A 17,281-nucleotide genomic window follows, 5' to 3' on the forward strand; every position below is an offset into this window, starting at 1 on the left:
GGTAAGGCCGCTCCGCCCCGCGAAACACGAAGTTACGCCGCGCGGCGGAAGTTCAGGGCTTCGGAACCGGTTCGCGCAGGGCCTCGCGGAACGCTTCCAGCCGCGCCCGATACCCCTCGGCGTCGCCGTATTCGATGAAGCGGGCGTAGCGCTCGTGCGGGTCGCTGACCCGCAGCGCGTGCTTGATGGGGCACCAGTACTGCTCGGTCCGGCTGGCGATCTCGCGAACGTAGGCGACCACGCCGTTGGCGTACTCGCAGAAGACGCAGTTCACGGCCTCGATCCCGTTCAGATAGGCCAGACGTCCGCGATCCAGCACGACGTACCGGGACCTTGGCACGCGGGTGATGCGATACGCCCGGAAGCAGATCGCCTGATACAGGCTGGCCCAGACGTCGATCAGCGCCAAGGGGATGATCAGGGAATAGATCACCGGCGCAGTCGCCACCGTGGCGAATGAGGATCGGCCGATGAAGCTCCCGACTCCCCGGCGCAGCCGGCGGTGTTCGGCCACCAGGCCCTCCTCGAACTCCACCAGCCCGGATTTCAGCCGCCAGCCCAGCGTCGTGCGGCGCTTTTCGATCTCCCGGTCGAGCTCGCCCTGGAGACGGACGATCTCATGCGCCAGCGCCTCGAGGCGGGCGGTCAAGCGCGCGGGACCACGGCGTTCAGGGCGCGCTCCAGCGGCGCCAGCCAGCGCTCCAGCTCGACGTCGGGAGCCTTGGTCAGATCCCGGTCCAGCGTATCAGCGACCGGCGCCGTGGAGCCGATGGCGTCCTTCAGCACCCCCAGAATTCGAGCGGGGGCGACGAGGATCAGGGCGTGATCGCCGCGGCTCCTGAGCGCCTGCACGGCCGCCTCGGCCACCCCGGTGGCGAACTCGGCCTTGGCCTGACGATAGGGGTCCTCGACGCCGGTGGTGTGGCTGGCGCCCGTCGCCGACTGAACCGAACGCACCGCTGGATTGTGTCGCCGCTCCTCGCGCAGTTCGGCCAGCGGCGCGGCGCCGTCGATCTCCTGCACCGTGCGAAAGGCGCGGGTCTCGGGATCGCGCTCGACGAACCGGGCGCGACCCCCGTCGGCCAGCACGAACAGGGCTCTGTGTTTTCTGGGCATGACAACCTCGGTGGAAACGGGCGGCGCGGACCGCCTCGGCCTCCCACCTTATCGCGCCCCGCCCGGCCGCTCTTGATCTGGCTCAAGCGGCCGTGGTGCGAGCGGCGGGGGTCGAACCCGCATGACCGAAGTCGAGGGATTTTAAGTCCCTTGCGTCTACCAGTTTCGCCACGCTCGCGGCGGTGGACCCTACTGCGCCGGTCTTAAGGCGCGGAAGTCCACGTCGGAGTTGGCCAGCAGCCACAGGAAGGCGGCCCAGGCGGCGACGTTCTGGTCCATGGCCTCGGGATCGATTCGGTCCAGCACGTCGTCGGCGGTGTGGTGGGTGTCGAAATAGTCGGTGCCATCCTGGTTCAGCCGGAAGGCCGGCACGCCCGCCGCCACCGTGGGGCCGGTGTCCGGGCCGCCGCCGGTCGCGGCCGAGCCGTCGAACAGCACGCCCAACGGCGTCAGCACGGCCTGGGCTGCCCGGCGGAAGTCGGTCTCGGCCGCCCCGGCGGGCAGGGTCAGGCTGTAGATCGGCCCGGCTCCGAAGTCGCTCTCGCTGATCGCCACATGGTTCGCCATCTCGCTGGCCCGGCTGGAGGCATAGAACCGGGCGCCGGCCAGCCCCTGGGCGGGCGGCGGCTGGCTGACCTCTTCCGAGCCCCACCAGACCACGCGAATGGTGCGCCGCGGCTTGCGCGGCATGTCCTCGATCAGCTTCAGGGCGGCGGCGGTGATCGCCACCCCCGCGCCGTCGTCGATCGCCCCGGTGCCGAGATCCCAGCTGTCCAGATGGCCGCCGATGACGATGACCTCGTCCCCCGCCCCCGAGCCGCGGACCTCGCCAATGACGTTCTGGCTCTTGCTGTCGGCGGTGAAGCCGGCGGTCGAGAACAGGCGCATCCGCACCGGCTGGTCGGTCAGGCGCATCATGCGACGCAGCTGATCGGCGTCCGGCGGGCTCATGGCGAAGGCCGGCACCGTCCCCTCGCCCACCCGCGTCGCGCCGGTGTGGGCGAAGCGGTGGTCGTGGGTGCCCAGCGAGCGCAGCACATAGCCGATCGCGCCGCGCTTCGCCGCCTCGGTCGGGCCATTGCCCCGCACCGGCGAGGTCGCGCCATAGCCGCGGCCGTCCTGGGCCTGGACCGTGTCCTGCAGCACCACGGCGATCTTGCCGGTCAGCGAACCCTCGGGCTGGTCCAGCAGTTGCTGATAGGTCTCGAAGATGGCCGCTTCACCCTCGATGCCCTCGGCCGGCGTCGCGATGGAACCGCCCAGCGCCACCACCTCCAGCGGCTGCGGGAAGGGCGACAGGATCTCCACCCGCGCCTCGCCCCGGGACCACAGGGCCAGCGGGAATTCCTCGATGGAGACGTTGTCGAAGCCCATGGCGCGGAACTGGTCTGCGCCCCAGCGGGCCGAGGCCTGTTCGGAGTCCGAACCCGCCAGCCGCGGGCCGAACCGGGTGGTCAGCTCCGAGACCAGCTCATAGGCCGCATTGTCCTGCAGCGCCCGGTCGCGCAGCTGCTCCGCCTCGCGGATGGTGCGGGCGTCCTGCGCCAGCACGGGGCCGGCGGCGAGGGTCAGGGCCAGGGCGCTGGCGGCGAGGAGACGGGCGGACAGGGACATGGCGGCTCCGGGACTCAGAAGGAGCCCGAACCTAGACCGCGCGCGCCGGAGGGAGAAGCGATGCGGCCCGGAGTTTTCTCCGGCGTCGCATAAACAGGCCTATTCACCCTTGATGTAGGGCTCCACCGGCCCCTGCAGCTTGACCGTCAGGGCCTTGCCGCGGCGGTCGACGCGGTTGCCGACGGCCAGACGCACCCAGCCCTCGGAGACGCAGTATTCCTCGACATTGGTCTTGTCCTCGCCCTTGAAGCGGACACCCACGCCCTGCGCCAGCAGGTCGGCGTCGTGGAACGGGCTGTCGGGATCGACGGACAGGCGGTCGGGAAGATCGGTCATGGTCAGGCGCTCGGCAAAGGACAGGGGGCGGGCTTTAGCCGAGGACGGCGGCGGCTCCAAGAGAGCTTGACCTGACGCCGCGTCAATCAATTAGGTTCGTTGCGAATAACTACGGACCTGTCGATGAGCGACCCAGTCATCCACGATCTCACCGTCACCGCCGCCGACGGCTATCCCCTGTCGATGCAACTGGTGTCAGCGAAAGCGCCGACGGTCGCCGTGCTCGTCAGCTCGGGAACCGGCTTTCCGAAGGGGTTCTACGGGAGGTTCGCCCGCCATCTGGCCGGCAAGGGCGCGGCCGTGCTGACCTACGATTTCCGGGGCATCGCCGGCTCCCGGCCCGACGACCTCGCCGCGATGCGGATGGACTATCCCGACTGGGGCCGGCTCGACATGCCCGCCGCGCTCGACGCCCTGGTCGCGGCGGCCCCGGACGTGCCGGTCGTCCATGTCGGACACAGCGTCGGCGGCCATTTCCTCGGTTTCATGCCCAATCAGCACCGCATCGACCGTCATGCGTTCGTCTCGGTCGGCAGCGGTTACTGGGCCCGGCATCACCGGTCCTATAATCCGTTCGAATTGTTCTTCTGGTTCGGCTACGGCCCGTGGAGCCTCGCGCGCCGCGGCTACATCAAGGGCGGCGGCCTGTGGGCCGGGACCGACCTGCCGCGCGGTGTCTGGGAGACCTGGCGGCGCTGGTGTCTGAAGGCCGCCTATTTCCGTGACGAGCTGAACGACCGGCTCCGACCCCATCATTTCGAGGCGGTGACGGCGCCGATCCGCTCGTGGATCTTCACCGACGACCCGATCGCGACGCCCGGGACATCGCACGACCTGCTGCAGGTGTATCCCAATGCGCCGCGCGAGGTCGTCGTGCGCGCGCCGGCCGACTATGGCGTTCCCCGCATCGGCCATGAGGGCGCCTTCCGCCGGGGCATGGAGCCTTTGTGGGACGAGATGTTCGACTGGCTGGTTGAACCATCCGCCGCGCCCCCCAGTTAAACCGCTCCCCCGCCCGGAGCCCGCCATGACCGATCAGCCAGCCATCACCGTCGACGGCCACGCCATTCCCCTGCTCGGCTTCGGCACCTGGATGCTTGAGCCCGAAGACGCCCGCCGCATGGTCGCCGAGGCCCTGCGCATCGGCTACCGCCACATCGACACGGCCTGGATCTATCGCAACGAGGCGGCCGTCGGCGACGGCATCCGCGACGCCATCGAGGCCGGCCATGTGGCGCGCGACGACCTGTGGCTGACCACCAAGATCTGGGTCGACCATTTCCACCGGGACGCCCTGCTGAAACAGGCGGCCGAATCCGCGGCCAGCCTCGGCTTCACCCCCGACCTGCTGCTGCTGCATTGGCCGAAGCCGACCCCATCGTTTGAAGAGACGCTGGGCGCCCTCAACGCGGCGCAGGATCAGGGCCTGACCCGGGCCATCGGCCTCTCCAACTTCCCCTCGGCCGAGTTCCGGCAGGCGCAATCGCTGTCGAAGGCGAAACTGATCACCAACCAGGTCGAGTACCACCCCTACCTGAAGCTCACCCGCCTGCTGGAGACCGCACGGGACCTCGGCTCGTCGATCACCGCCTGGTCGCCGCTGGCCCAGGGCAAGATCGCCGACGACCCCACGCTCAACGAGATCGCCCGCGCCCACGGCAAGACGCCGGGCCAGGTCACCCTGCGCTGGCTGATCCAGCAGGATGTGATCGCCATTCCCCGCACGGCGAAGGAAAGCCGCGCCGCCGAGAATTTCGACATCTTCGACTTAGCCCTGTCCGCCGAAGAGATGGACCGCATCCACGCCCTCGCCCGCTCCGACGGCCGCCTCGGCGACTGGATCGATCCGGCTTTCCAGTGGGACCGCGAATGGTGACCGTCGCGTCGCCGCACCGTCTCGCGAACGGGTGACAGCGCCGCTTCGTCCGCCTAATCCAGCAGGACGTCTGGAGCGATCGATGGCCTACAAATCCCTGCGCGACTTCATGGCCATGCTCGAGGCCGGGGGCGAACTGGTTCGCGTCTCCGAACCCGTCTCCACCCATCTGGAGATGACCGAGATCCAGACCCGGCTGCTGCGCAACGGCGGCCCGGCGGTGCTGTTCGAAAAGCCGGTCATGCCCGACGGCTCGATCAGCCCCATCCCCTGCCTCGCCAACCTGTTCGGCACGGTGAAGCGCGTCGCCATGGGCGTGACCATGGAGAAGAAGACCCGCACATCCGCCGCCGAGCTGCGCGAGGTCGGCGAGCTGCTGGCCTTCCTGCGCAATCCGACCCCGCCGCGCGGCCTGTCGGACGCCATGGATATGCTGCCGCTGGCGCAGACCGTCATGTCGATGCGGCCGAAGGTGGTGAAGACGGCCCCGGTGCAGCAGGTCGTGCTCAAGGGCGACCAGATCGACCTGACCTCGCTCCCGGTCCAGGGCTGCTGGCCCGGCGAGCCGGCGCCGCTGATCACCTGGGGTCTCGTCGTCACCAAGGGGCCGTCAGAGGACCGCGAGGACGACTTCAACCTCGGCATCTACCGCATGCAGGTGCTGGGCAAGGACAGGGCCATCATGCGTTGGCTCGCCCACCGCGGCGGAGCCCAGCACTACGCCCGGCACAAAAAGGCGGGCAAGAAAGGCCCGCTGCCCTGCGCCGTCGTGCTCGGCGCCGACCCCGGGACCATTCTGGCCGCCGTGACGCCCGTGCCGGACACCCTGTCGGAATACCAGTTCGCCGGCCTGTTGCGCGGAGCCAAGGCCGAGCTCGTGCCCTGCAAGACCGTGCCGCTGATGGTCCCCGCCAACGCCGAAATCGTGCTGGAAGGTCATGTCCTTTTCGACGAGCACGCCCCCGAGGGGCCCTACGGCGACCACACCGGCTACTACAACTCGGTCGAGACCTTCCCGGTCTTTCGGGTGACGGCGATCACCATGCGCCGCGACCCGATCTATCTGACCACCTTCACCGGTCGCCCGCCCGACGAGCCCTCGGTGCTGGGCGAGGCGCTGAACGAGGTCTTCATCCCCCTGCTGCGCCAGCAGTTCCCCGAGATCACCGACTTCTGGCTGCCGCCCGAGGGCTGTTCCTATCGCATCGCCGTTGTGTCGATGAAGAAGGCCTACCCCGGCCACGCCAAACGCGTGATGCTGGGTGTCTGGAGCTATCTGCGACAGTTCATGTACACCAAGTGGGTCATCGTCGTGGACGACGACATCGACGCCCGCGACTGGAAACAGGTCATGTGGGCCATCGCCACCAAGATGGACCCGGCGCGCGACATCACCCTGATCGAGAACACTCCGATCGACTACCTCGACTTCGCCAGCCCCGAGAGCGGCCTGGGCTCCAAGATCGGCCTCGACGCCACCGACAAATGGCCGCCCGAAACGAAGCGCGAATGGGGCGAGGAAATCCGCATGGACGAGACGGTCGTGGAGCGGGTGTCGGAGATGTGGGAGCGCCTCGGATTGCCGGGCGACGGGTCGCCGATCTGGAAGTCTCCGGCCTGATCCGGGGGGCGATCACGCGACCGCCACCGAATGTGGCCGAAAAGGGCTTTTCAGATGACGGAACTGTAATACACAATGTGGGCAGTCCTTCCCGGAGTTGCTCCATGAAACGCTCGCTTGTTGTCGCCCTCGCGCTGGCCACGGCCATGCCGGTCATCTCGCTTCCGGTCATGGCCGACGCTCAGGTCCTGACTGGCCGCGGATCTGCGCGCCGGGCCGCTCCCCCGCGTCCGGCTCTCAGCGAGCGCGAGGAGAACCGCCTCTACGAAGCGGAGGATCTGGTCTCCGAGATCGACGTTCAGCTCGCCGAAATCCAGGCGGCCGGCGAGGCCGCTGGCGGTCTGACCGAGGCCCAGCAGGCCCAGATCGACACCCTGACCCGTCGTCGCGCCGACGCCCAGCGCACCATCGACCGGCTCGAGGCCAAGCGGAACCGCTAGGGTTTCAACCCGGATAGAGCGCCGCCAGCCGTTCGGCCGTGCGGCGCATCTCCGCGCGCAGCGGCGCCGGAGCGACGATCTCCGCTTCCGCGCCAAGTCGCAGGAAATCGACCGCGGCGTGCTCGACCGACTCGATCGGCACGACGACCTCGACCCAGCCGTCGCCGGAGGACGCATCCGCCTCCGCTGCGATACGCGCTTGTTCGCTCCCCAGCCGGGCGAGCCGCCGCAGGCCCTCCCTCGACAGCTTCAGGACGGCCTGGCCGGTGAAGATATCCGCCTCGAACCGCTGCGACGTCTCCGCCCACCATCCCGCCAGATCGAAGCCTTCCGGCCGTTCGAACCTCGCCTCGCCCACGTTCAGATCGAGAATGTTCGAAACCCGATAGGTGCGCGGCTCTCCACGCTCGCCCGCAGGGCGCGCCGCCAGATACCAGAGGCCGCCTTTCAGGATCAGGCCGAGGGGCTCAAGCTCGCGCTCCACCTCGCCTTTCCAGCTCTCATAGCGAACCGAGACGCCCTGGCTGTTCCAGACCGCCTGGGCGATGGCCGGTAGCCGCGCCGCCTCTTCGGCGCTCTGATACCAGCCGACGGGATCCAGATGAAACCGCCCGGCCAGACGCTCGGCCGCCGCCTGACGCTCCGGCGGCAGGGCCGCCAGCAACTTCAGCTGCATGGTCGTGACTGCACCCGAAAAGCCCATCTGCGCCGCCGGCCCCGACAGGCCGCCCAGAAAAAGCGTTTCGGCCTCCGCGTCCGTGAGGCCGGTCAGCCGGGTGCGATAGCCGTCCAGCAACTGGTAGCCGCCCGACCGTCCGCGATCGGCGTAGACCGGGGCGCCCGCGGCGCTAAGCGCGTCGATATCGCGATAGATGGTGCGCAGCGAGACCTCGAACTCCGCCGCCAGGGCCTCGGCCGTCATCCGTCCCCGGGTCTGGAGCAGGAGCAGGATCGAGAGCAGTCGGCTGGCGCGCATTTTTCCAACTTGGCCGATAAATCCTGACAAGAGATGTCAGGTTACCCGTCCTATCCCTCTCCTCCCGGGCCGCCGGCCCTGAAAAGAGAAGGAAACCGCCATGACGCCCACCGCCGCCCCGTCCGTCCACGACTTCGACTTCATCCACGGCCGCTGGACCGTCGAGCATCGCCGGCTCAAGGCGCGCGGCGTGGGCGCGAACGACTGGGACTGCTTCCCCTCGACCTCGTATTGCGAGCCCCGGCTCGGCGGGCTCGCCAACGTCGAGGAGGTGGACTGTCCTGCGCGGGGCTGGACCGGCCTTGCCTTTCGCCTCTTCGATATCGAGACCCAGGAATGGACCGTCCGCTGGGTCAACAGCACGAACGGCGTCCTCCAGCCGCCGGTCCGCGGCCGGTTCCACGCGGGCGGCTGCGTGCTGGAGGGGCCGGATACGGACGAAGGCCGGCCGATCATCGCCCGCTACGTTTGGTCTGACATCACGCCCACAACCGCCCGTTGGACCCAGGCCTTCTCCTATGACGACGGGGCGACCTGGGAGATCAACTGGGTGATGGATTTCACGAGGGCCGAAGCGTGATCGTCGAGCTGCGCCAGTACGCCCTGCATCCGGGGACCGGACCGGTTCCACGGCCCGGTCGCGTCTGCATGGCCAGGGCTGACCTTACGGACTTGCACCCGGCGGACGGACGGCGGAAGAGAGGAGCCATGCGCGCCTCCCTGATCCTCGCCGCCGTCGCGGCCCTTGTGTCGAGTCCCGTCATGTCCCAGTCCGCGTCCCCGTCCGTCCCCAACGCCGCCCCGTGGGACCAGGCCTTCCTGCCGCCCGCGCCGCAATGGAACGGCGCCAGCCGCGCCCTGCTGCGCGACGCCACCGATCCCTGGGTGACGCCCTTCGAGGCGGATCCGGCGCATGACTTCAGCCCGACCTACGCCGACACCCGCGCCTGGTTCGACCGGCTGGACGCCGCATCGGAGTTGATCCGCATCGAGCAGTTCGGCGTCTCGCCCGAGGGGCGCCCGATCTACGCCGTCATCGCCTCGAAGGACGGCGCCGCCTTCGACCCGGCCAAGCCCGTGCTGCTGGCCCAGGCGGGCATCCACCCCGGCGAGATCGACGGCAAGGACGCGGGCATGATGCTGCTGCGCGACATCGCCTTCAACGGCAAGGACGACCTGCTCGACCGGGTCAATCTGATCCTGATCCCGATCCTGTCGGTCGACGGCCACGAGCGCGCCGGCGCGTACAGCCGCCCCAACCAGCGCGGTCCCCGCATCCAGGGCTGGCGCAATACGGCGACCAACCAGAACCTCAACCGCGACTATCTGAAACTGGACCAGCCCGAGATGCGGGCCGTGCGCGGCCTGATCCTCAAATACCGGCCGGACCTCTATGTCGACATCCACGTCACCGACGGCATGGATTATCAGTATGATGTAACCTACGGATATAACGGCGAGAATGGCATCTACTCGCGGTCGCCGGCCACCGCCGCCTGGCTCGACGCGGCCTTCAAGCCGGCCGTCAACGCGGCGCTTGAGACCCAGGGCCACATCCCCGGCGAACTGGTCTTCGGCATGGGCGACGACCCCAAAGCCGGCCTGTCCGACGGCGGCCTCGGCGAACGCTTCTCCAACGGCTGGGGCTCGGCCGCCCACGTCCCGACCATCCTGATCGAGAACCATAGCCTCAAGCCGCACGAGCAGCGCGTGCTGGGCACCTATATCTTCCTCGAACAGGCCCTGCGCACCCTGGCGGCCGAAGGACGCGACCTGCGCGCCGCCATCGCCGCCGACAGCGCCCTGCGGCCAGCCGAGATTCCGGCCAATTTCGTCCAGGACGAACAGCCCTCCACGACCCGCGCCTTCAAGGGCATCCGCTACGAGATGTACGACAGCCCCGCCTCGGGCCGTCAGGAAATCCGCTGGCTGGGCGAGCCGGACCCCGAGTTGTGGAGCCTGCCCTTCTACTCCTCCCACCCGACCCTGACCCTGCGTCGCCCCGAGGCCTATTGGGTGCCGTCGTACCGGGCCGACATCATCGAGCGGCTGCGCCTGCACGGCGTCGCCATGGAGACGCTGGACGCGCCGCGCACCGTCCCCGTCGACATGCTGCGACTCGACGATCCGAAACTCGGGACCCGCGCCAACGAGGGCCACGTCCCCGTCACGGTCACGTCCGTCACGCCGGAGCGGCGCGACTGGACCTTCCCGACCGGCTCGGTCCGCGTCCCGACCGACCAGCCGCTCGGCGACATCGTCGTCCTGCTGCTTGAGCCGCAGTCGTCCGAGAGCTTCTTCGCCTGGGGCCTGTTCCCCGAGGTGCTCAGCCGGGTCGAATACATTGAGGGCTACGCCATCGCCCCCCTGGCCGAGCGCATGCTGGCCGCCGACCCGGCGTTGAAGGCCGAGTTCGAGGCCAGGCTCGCCGCCGAGCCCGCCTTCGCCGCCGATGGGAACGCGCGTTTGCAGTGGTTCTACGAACGAACCCCGTTCTATGATGATCGCTATCGCCTCTATCCGGTGGCGCGCGAGAACTGAGGCCTGCCATGACCATCGCCGAAGCCATGGCCTTCCATACCGAGGCCTTCCGGGCGGCGGCCCTGTGGATCGGCCTGTCCCTGCTGCTGGTCCTCGCCCTGTCGCTGCGGATCAGCGCGGGGCGGCGGCGGCTCAAGGTCTCCCTCGGCGACGGCGGTCACGCCGAGCTCCTCGCCACGACCCGGGCCTTCGGCAACGCCGTCGAATACGTCCCGCTGGGCCTCCTCGCCCTCGCCGTCCTGGCCGTCTTCTATTCCGCCCCGATCATCCACGCCGTCGGCGGCGTCTTCTTCCTCGGTCGTGTGCTGCACGCCTGGGGCATGGGGCAGCAGAAACAGCCCGCCCTGGGGCGGATGCTCGGCATGGCGCTGACCTATATTCCCTTCCTTGCGGCGGCCGGCCTGCTGATCTTCGCCGCGCTCTCCTGACGGCGGTTGCACCCGCCGGGCCGCCCGGCCATATCGGGGCATGTCCGACAGCCTGCCGTCCTCCGCCTCGCCCGACATCCTGCCCGAACTGGTCGCCGCCGCGCTGAAAGCCGGCGCCGACGCCGCCGAGGCCGTCTCGGCCGAGCGCGCCGCCCTCTCCGTCGGCGTCCGCAACGGCGCGCTGGAGGACGTCGAACGCGAGGAGAGCCGCGACCTCGGCCTGCGCGTCTTCATCGGCCGGCGTCAGGCCACCGTCTCGGCCTCCGACCTGTCCGACGCCACCCGCGCCCGCCTCGTCGAGCGCGCCGTGGCCATGGCGAAACTGGCCCCCGAAGACCCGTACGCCGGCCTCGCCCCGCAGGACCGACTCGCCCACGGCCCCTTCGCCGACCTCGACCTGTACGACCCCTCAGAACGCAGCGCCGCCCAGCTGGAAGCCGTCGCCGCCGAGGCGGAGGCCGTCGCCCTGGCCGTGCCCGGCGTCGTCCGTTCCGAAGGCGGCCATGCCGGCGCCTCGTCGAGCCGCTGGCGGCTGGTCACCTCCCACGGCTTCGACGGCGCCTATCATGGCTCGGCCTTCTCGCTCGGCGTCGGCGTCATCGCCGAAAAGGACGGCGCCATGGAGCGCGGCGGCGAGAACCGCGCTGCGCGCCACCTGTCCGACCTGCCCTCGGCCGCCAGCATCGGCGCCGAGGCCGGACGCCGCGCCGTCGCCCGAACCGGCCCGCGCAAGATCGCCTCGACCACCGCCCCGGTGATCTTCGAGAACCGGCTGGCGATGCAGATCCTCTCGCCCCTCATCGGGGCCATCTCCGGCCCGTCGATCGCGCGTGGCACCTCTTTCCTCAAGGACCGTCTGGGTCAGCCTGTGCTGCCGAAGGGCGTCAATCTGATCGACGACCCTTTCCGCCCGCGCGGCATGGGCTCGACCCCGTTCGACGACGAGGGCGTGGCGGTGACGCGCCGATCAATCATTGACGACGGCGTGCTGACGACCTGGCTGCTGAACAGCGCCGCCGCTGCCCAGCTGGGCCTCGCCTCGACAGGCCACGCCTCGCGCGGCCTCGCCGGCCCGCCCGGCGTATCCACGCACAGCCTGCATCTGGAGCCCGGCGACCGCGACCTCGACGGCCTGATGGCAGACGCCGGAACCGGCCTGCTGGTCACCTCCATGTTCGGCCCGTCGCTGAACGCCAACACCGGGGACTGGTCGGCCGGGGTGTCGGGCTTCTGGTTCGAGAACGGGGCCATCGCCTACCCGGTCAGCGAGGTCACCGTGGCCGGCAAGTTGACCGATCTCTACGCCCGCATGCAGCGCGGTTCTGACCTCGAGTTCCGCGGCGCCAATAACAGCCCGTCGCTGATGTTCGACGCGGTGGCCATCGCCGGCAAATGAGCGAGGCAAGCCACGATCTTGGGGCCGACCTCGAGCTGATCCGCGCCGCCGCCCTCGCCGCCGGCGAATTGGCGCTGGCAGAACGCGACGCCGGGCTGAAGATCTGGTCCAAGTCGGGCGGCTCGCCTGTCACCTCGGCCGATGTGGCCGTCGACCGCCTGCTCCGCGACGCGCTTCTCGGCGCCCGCCCCGATCACGGCTGGCTGTCCGAGGAGACCGCCGACACCCCCGACCGCCTGTCCAGCCGACGCCTTATCGTGGTCGATCCAATTGACGGCACGGTCGCCTATATGAAGGGCAAGCCGTGGTGGTGCATTCCCATCGCCATCGTCGAGGACGGCCAGCCCGTCGCCGCCGTCATTCATGCTCCGGCGCTCAGTGAAACCTTCACCGCGATCCGCGGCGGCGGGGCCTTTCTGAACGGACGGCCGATCAGCGCCTCGGACACCGCCGATCTTGACGACGCCTCGGTGCTGGCCGACGCCCGACTGATGGAGGGCCCGCACTGGCCCGAGCCTTGGCCGGCCATGCGGTACGAAAAGCGCAACGCCATCGCCTATCGCATGGCCCTGGTCGCGGCCGGGGCGTTTGACGCCGCCATCGCCCTGACGCCCAAATGGGATTGGGACGTCTGCGCCGGCGCCCTGATCGTCGAGGAGGCGGGCGGCCGGGTCAGCGACCACCACGGCGGCGCCTGGCGCTTCAACCAGGCCGATCCGCGTCAGAGCAGTCTGGTGTGCAGCGCCCCGGCGCTTCACCCGTTGATCGTGCGGCGCACAGCGCCTATTCCCCTCGCGCCCCGCTAGTTCTCTCCGACCGGACGCCCGATGACCAAGCCCGCCGAAACAGACGCCCCCCAACTGCTCCACCTCGTCATCGGCGGAGAGTTGCGCCACCTCGACGCGCCGGTGTTCCGCGACCTGTCGAAGGTCGAGTTCGTCGGCGCCTTCCCCAACTACGAGGAGGCCCGCAAGGCCTGGAAGGCCCGGGCGCAGGCGACGGTCGACAACGCCCACATGCGCTACTTCATCCTGCATGCGCACCGGATGATCGATCCGCGCGGAGACGCGCACGAGCACTGAGGGGAACGGGGCCCCCGGTGACGCGCTTTCAGTCTGTGCTGTCACGCTGACCGGGAGAGACCCATGCTGACCCCCGCCCTGATCATCCTGGCCCTGTTGGTGCTCGGCGCCGGCATCGTCGTCTGGGCCACGCGCAAGAAGCCCGATCAGCCGTCCGCCGGACCGCGCGAGACCGACACCGCCTGGAACGATCCCGTCACCCCCGGCGAATTCCCCACGCCGCGGCCAACCTTCACCCACGAGGACGCGCCCCCGGCGCCTCCGCAGGACCCCCGACCTTGACCCTGTTCGGCCGCACCCTCGGCGGCGAGGAGATCGCCAGCCTCGCCTTCACGCTGACGGCGCTCGTCCTCTGGCTCATGGCCTGGCGCGGCGAGCGCAACTGGACGCAGTGGTTCCGGCGCTGGGAAGGCGACCGGAAGGCCCGGCGCGAGGCGGAGCTGGCTGGGGAGCAAGGCGGCGACCAGCCCCCTTCGCCAACCACGCCGCGCGGTCCGTGGGGCTGACTACTCTCGCTTCAGCAGTTTCTCGGTCAGCAGCGTGCCCCACCACTGGGCCTTGAACTCGGCCCGGATCGCCCTGGGGTCGTAGGCGTCGCTGTCGATCCAGTCGAGGAAGGCGACCCCGGTCGGCTCGACCTCCTTCAGGTATTTCTCCAGCGTATAGTCCAGCACCCCGGTGAGCCCCTCGCGGTGGTGCAGGTATTTCTTGTCCAACTGCCGGATCGCTTCGGAGATCGGCTCGCCGAGATGGAAATGCCGGTACAGCACCGCCATCATCCCCGCCCGGTCAGCCCCCGACTTGCAGTGGATAAGCACCGGGTACTCGATGGTCCGGAACAGTTCGCGGGCCCGGTGGATGCGGTCCTTCTGCGGCGGGTCGCGCGAATCCAGCGGCGCATCGATCAGCGTCAGCCCCAGCCGCTCGCACGCCGCCCTTTCCAGCGCGTAATAGGCCTCGTCCCGCGCCCCGCGCAGATTGATGACGGTCTTGATGCCCTGCGCCTTCCAGTACGCCAGCTGCCGCGGCGACGGCTGGTTGGTCCGCACCAGATCGGGACCCAGCCAATGGGCGTTCATGAACCACCGCCTCAGAAAGGCGTGGTCCTTCCAGACGTAGTCCCAGCGGGCCCTGAAACGGCCGGCGCGGGTTGAGAGGTCGTAGCGGGGCATGGGGTGGAGATAGCCGCCGCCGGGGTTCGACGCCACTGCTCCGGGAGCAAGACAATCCGGGCGATACTTTCAATACATGGGCGGCCTCGACAAAGACGACATCCGCGACAAGGTCGACACCGCTTGACTTGCGCCCCCAGCCGTCCGACCTCGGACCGATGACGACGCCCGCGCCCGCCGCCGACGAGAAGGAGCCGCTTCGCCCGCTGCTGGCCCGCATCTGGCGCGACTACCTCTCCCACCACCGGACGCCGCTGTTCCTGTCGATCGCCTGCGCCGCCGTGGTCGGGATCATGGCGGCCACCGTGCTGCAGCTGCTGGAGCCGGCCATCAACGGCCTGTTCCTCGGCGAGGCGGTGACTATCTGGAACGTTTTCACCGTGCCGCCCGGGCAGGCCCTGCTGTGGATCCCGCTGATCATCGTCGGGGCCGGCCTGATCTGGACGGTCGCGGCGCTCGGTCAGGCCGCCCTGGTCAACCGGCTCGGCCACGGAATCGTCGGCGACATCCAGGTCAGGCTGTTCGGCTCGATGATCCGCGCCGACCTCGCCCGGCTGCGCAGCCAGCATTCCGGCGGCTTCGTCTCCTCGGTGCTGTTCGACGCCAACCTGGTCCGTGAGGCCTTCACCAACGGGGTGGTCAACTACACCCAGCACGCCCTGACCCTGGTCGCCGTGCTCGGCTACATGGCCTGGACCGACTGGCGGCTGACCGCCATCGTCTTCCTCGGCGCCCCGGTCATCGCCTGGGTCATCCGCCGCTTCGGCAAGCGGATGCGCAAGGCCACCACCGGGGCCATGGTCGAGACCTCGAACCTCTCCACCGCCCTGATGGAGAATCTCGACGGCGTCCGCCTGATCAAGATCGAGAACCGCGAGGCGGCCGAGCAGGATCGGGTGGCCGAGGTCGTCGCCCGCCGCCAGCGGCACGTCATCAAGTCCGCCGACTCCCGCGCCTTCGCCGGGCCGTTCAGCAATCTGGTGGCCATGGTCATCGTCGCCGCCGTCATGGCCTACGCTGGCTGGCGCGCCCGCGACGGAGCCATGAGCGTCGGCGCCTTCGCCGCCTACATCGGACTGCTGATGGCCGCCGGCCAGTCGCTGAGACAGGTGACCAACCTCCAGACCGTGATGGCCGAAGGCCTGACCGCCGCCCGGCGTCTGTTCGGGGCCCTCGACATCCAGCCCGAGATCCGCGAGGCGCCCGACGCCGCCTCCCTGCCCCACGGTCCCGTCGCGGTCGCCCTGGACCACGTCAGCTTCGCCTATGCGCCCGCCGCGACCGGCGGAGCCCCGACGCTGTCCGACGTGTCCCTGACCGTGGCCCCCGGCGAGACCGTCGCCCTCGTCGGCCCCTCCGGCGGCGGCAAGTCGACCATCCTCAGCCTGCTGCCGCGCTTCTACGACGTCACCGCCGGTGCCGTGACCCTCAACGGCCGCGACATCCGCGAACTGAAGCTGCACGACCTGCGCTCGCGCATCGCCCTGGTGACGCAGGAGCCCTTCCTGTTCGACGACACCCTCGCTGCCAACATCGCCTACGGCCGCCCCGGCGCCTCGCAGGCCGAGATCGAGGCCGCCGCCGCCAACGCCGCCGCCCACGACTTCATCCTCGGCCTGCCCGAGGGCTATCAGACCCGCGCCGGCGAGGCGGGCCTGCGCCTGTCTGGCGGCCAGCGCCAGCGCATCGCCATCGCCCGGGCCTTCCTGAAAGACGCGCCCATCCTGCTGCTCGACGAGGCCACCTCTGCCCTCGACACCGAGAGCGAGGCCCTGGTCCAGGCGGCCCTGGAGCGGCTGATGCACGGCCGGGCGACCCTGATGATCGCCCACCGCCTGTCGACCGTCCGCAACGCCGACCGAATCTATGTCGTCGAAGCCGGCCGGATCGTCGAGACCGGCACGCACGCCCAGCTGGTCCGAAAGGGCGGCCTGTACGCCCGCCTGGCGAAGCAGCAGTCGCTGGATGGCGACCCCGTGACGGTGGCCGCCGTCACATGAGGCCGCTCCGCAATCCCGTGATTCAGTCGGTGATGGCCTGGATTCTGGCCGCCTGGCTGCGCCTCTGTTACGCGACCATCCGCTGGGAGCATCGCAACCGCGAGGTCGCCGAGGCCGTATGGACTCAGGGCGGCGGCGTCCTGTGCGTGTTCTGGCATTCGCGCGTCGCGCTCGGGCCCGCATGCTGGCCGTTCGACCGGGCCCAGCCGGTCAAGGGCCTGATCTCTCTGAGCCCCGATGGCGAGTTTCTGGCCCGCGCCGTGGCCCGGCTCGGCATCCCGGCGGTGCGGGGATCCTCGGCCAACAAGGACAAGGCGGACCGCGCCAAGGGCGGGACCCAGGCCCTGCGCGACGGTCTGCGCCAGCTCAAGGCCGGCGGTCTCGCCATCACCCCCGACGGCCCCCGCGGCCCGGTGCGCGTCATGGCCGAGGGCCTGCCGCTGATGGCGAAGCTGTCCAGGGCCCCGGTGCTGTTCATCGGCCTGTCGTGCAACCCGGCCATCCGGCTGAACAGCTGGGACAAGGCCGTGATCCCCCTGCCGTTCGGCCGGGGCGCGATCGTCTGGGACCGCGCCGACTATCCCGAAGGCGCGGAACTCGCCGACGTCATCGCTGACTGGACGACGCGCTGCACCGACGTCGAGGCAGAGGCCGACCGGATCACCGGGCTGGAGCGCGTCTGA

General features: G+C 69.6%; 20 protein-coding genes and 1 tRNA gene. 14 read left to right on the forward strand and 7 right to left on the reverse strand.

Going from position 1 to position 17,281, the window contains the following annotated elements; genetic code table 11:
• Nucleotides 1–52: 52 nt before the first annotated feature.
• The 5 genes from V6M45_RS05275 to V6M45_RS05295 form a co-directional block, all read right to left on the reverse strand.
• A complete protein-coding gene (locus V6M45_RS05275) occupies nt 53–649 on the reverse strand; it encodes a hypothetical protein (protein WP_332654566.1) in 597 nt (198 codons plus the stop codon).
• Nucleotides 646–1,116 carry a host attachment protein gene (locus V6M45_RS05280; protein WP_332654567.1) on the reverse strand — a complete coding sequence of 157 codons (471 nt, stop codon included), beginning with the start codon at nt 1,114–1,116 and terminating at the stop codon, nt 646–648. Before V6M45_RS05280 ends, V6M45_RS05275 begins: the two co-directional genes overlap by 4 nt.
• A gap of 93 nt (nt 1,117–1,209) precedes the next feature.
• Nucleotides 1,210–1,294 (reverse strand) — tRNA-Leu (locus V6M45_RS05285).
• An 11-nt stretch (nt 1,295–1,305) separates the two neighbouring features.
• Nucleotides 1,306–2,730 (reverse strand): M20/M25/M40 family metallo-hydrolase, encoded by a 1,425-nt coding sequence (locus V6M45_RS05290; protein ID WP_332654568.1) that lies wholly within the window; start codon nt 2,728–2,730, stop codon nt 1,306–1,308.
• A 99-nt stretch (nt 2,731–2,829) separates the two neighbouring features.
• Nucleotides 2,830–3,066, reverse strand: coding sequence for a DUF3297 family protein (locus tag V6M45_RS05295; protein ID WP_298745008.1), 237 nt, complete (start codon nt 3,064–3,066; stop codon nt 2,830–2,832).
• A gap of 123 nt (nt 3,067–3,189) precedes the next feature.
• On the opposite strand from V6M45_RS05295, the gene V6M45_RS05300 reads away from it, so the two are divergent.
• From V6M45_RS05300 to V6M45_RS05315, 4 genes are all read left to right on the forward strand, one after another.
• On the forward strand, nt 3,190–4,068 hold the full coding sequence (locus tag V6M45_RS05300; protein WP_332654569.1) for an alpha/beta hydrolase family protein: 879 nt from the start codon (nt 3,190–3,192) through the stop codon (nt 4,066–4,068).
• A 25-nt stretch (nt 4,069–4,093) separates the two neighbouring features.
• Nucleotides 4,094–4,942 (forward strand): aldo/keto reductase, encoded by an 849-nt coding sequence (locus V6M45_RS05305; RefSeq protein WP_332654570.1) that lies wholly within the window; start codon nt 4,094–4,096, stop codon nt 4,940–4,942.
• An 82-nt stretch (nt 4,943–5,024) separates the two neighbouring features.
• Entirely contained in the window at nt 5,025–6,563 is a 1,539-nt protein-coding gene (locus tag V6M45_RS05310) for a UbiD family decarboxylase (RefSeq protein ID WP_332654571.1), read from the forward strand.
• Nucleotides 6,564–6,667: 104 nt separating this feature from the next.
• Nucleotides 6,668–7,003: a hypothetical protein gene (locus V6M45_RS05315; protein WP_332654572.1), complete on the forward strand. Its 336-nt coding sequence runs from the start codon at nt 6,668–6,670 to the stop codon at nt 7,001–7,003.
• A 4-nt stretch (nt 7,004–7,007) separates the two neighbouring features.
• On the opposite strand, the gene V6M45_RS05320 is transcribed toward V6M45_RS05315, so the two are convergent.
• Nucleotides 7,008–7,979: a helix-turn-helix transcriptional regulator gene (locus V6M45_RS05320; protein WP_332654574.1), complete on the reverse strand. Its 972-nt coding sequence runs from the start codon at nt 7,977–7,979 to the stop codon at nt 7,008–7,010.
• Nucleotides 7,980–8,079: 100 nt separating this feature from the next.
• Between V6M45_RS05320 and V6M45_RS05325 the strand changes: the two genes are divergently transcribed.
• The 8 genes from V6M45_RS05325 to V6M45_RS05360 all read left to right on the forward strand — a co-directional run bounded on the left by V6M45_RS05325 (nt 8,080) and on the right by V6M45_RS05360 (nt 13,932).
• Nucleotides 8,080–8,559, forward strand: a complete 480-nt coding sequence (locus V6M45_RS05325; RefSeq protein WP_332654575.1) for a DUF1579 domain-containing protein — start codon at nt 8,080–8,082, stop codon at nt 8,557–8,559.
• Between the two features lie 128 nt (nt 8,560–8,687).
• The gene (locus V6M45_RS05330; protein WP_332654577.1) at nt 8,688–10,520 is read left to right on the forward strand and encodes a M14 family metallopeptidase; all 1,833 of its coding nucleotides are present in this window, start codon (nt 8,688–8,690) and stop codon (nt 10,518–10,520) included.
• 8 nt (nt 10,521–10,528) lie between these two features.
• On the forward strand, nt 10,529–10,948 hold the full coding sequence (locus tag V6M45_RS05335) for an MAPEG family protein (RefSeq protein ID WP_332654578.1): 420 nt from the start codon (nt 10,529–10,531) through the stop codon (nt 10,946–10,948).
• Between the two features lie 40 nt (nt 10,949–10,988).
• On the forward strand, nt 10,989–12,344 hold the full coding sequence (locus tag V6M45_RS05340) for a TldD/PmbA family protein (protein ID WP_332654579.1): 1,356 nt from the start codon (nt 10,989–10,991) through the stop codon (nt 12,342–12,344).
• Nucleotides 12,341–13,150, forward strand: coding sequence for an inositol monophosphatase family protein (locus V6M45_RS05345; protein WP_332654581.1), 810 nt, complete (start codon nt 12,341–12,343; stop codon nt 13,148–13,150). The genes V6M45_RS05340 and V6M45_RS05345 overlap by 4 nt, the downstream gene beginning before the upstream one ends.
• Before the next feature lie 21 nt (nt 13,151–13,171).
• Nucleotides 13,172–13,426, forward strand: coding sequence for a DUF4170 domain-containing protein (locus tag V6M45_RS05350; RefSeq protein WP_332654582.1), 255 nt, complete (start codon nt 13,172–13,174; stop codon nt 13,424–13,426).
• Between the two features lie 63 nt (nt 13,427–13,489).
• Nucleotides 13,490–13,708: a hypothetical protein gene (locus V6M45_RS05355; protein ID WP_332654585.1), complete on the forward strand. Its 219-nt coding sequence runs from the start codon at nt 13,490–13,492 to the stop codon at nt 13,706–13,708.
• On the forward strand, nt 13,705–13,932 hold the full coding sequence (locus V6M45_RS05360; RefSeq protein ID WP_332654586.1) for a hypothetical protein: 228 nt from the start codon (nt 13,705–13,707) through the stop codon (nt 13,930–13,932). The genes V6M45_RS05355 and V6M45_RS05360 overlap by 4 nt, the downstream gene beginning before the upstream one ends.
• Here V6M45_RS05360 and V6M45_RS05365 read toward each other — a convergent pair whose 3' ends face one another.
• The gene (locus V6M45_RS05365; protein ID WP_332654622.1) at nt 13,933–14,598 is read right to left on the reverse strand and encodes a fused DSP-PTPase phosphatase/NAD kinase-like protein; all 666 of its coding nucleotides are present in this window, start codon (nt 14,596–14,598) and stop codon (nt 13,933–13,935) included.
• 158 nt (nt 14,599–14,756) lie between these two features.
• Between V6M45_RS05365 and V6M45_RS05370 the strand changes: the two genes are divergently transcribed.
• The gene (locus V6M45_RS05370; protein ID WP_332654587.1) at nt 14,757–16,598 is read left to right on the forward strand and encodes an ABC transporter ATP-binding protein; all 1,842 of its coding nucleotides are present in this window, start codon (nt 14,757–14,759) and stop codon (nt 16,596–16,598) included.
• Nucleotides 16,595–17,281, forward strand: a complete 687-nt coding sequence (locus tag V6M45_RS05375; RefSeq protein WP_332654588.1) for a lysophospholipid acyltransferase family protein — start codon at nt 16,595–16,597, stop codon at nt 17,279–17,281. The genes V6M45_RS05370 and V6M45_RS05375 overlap by 4 nt, the downstream gene beginning before the upstream one ends.

This window comes from Brevundimonas sp., from assembly GCF_036676055.1.
Taxonomy (GTDB): domain Bacteria; phylum Pseudomonadota; class Alphaproteobacteria; order Caulobacterales; family Caulobacteraceae; genus Brevundimonas.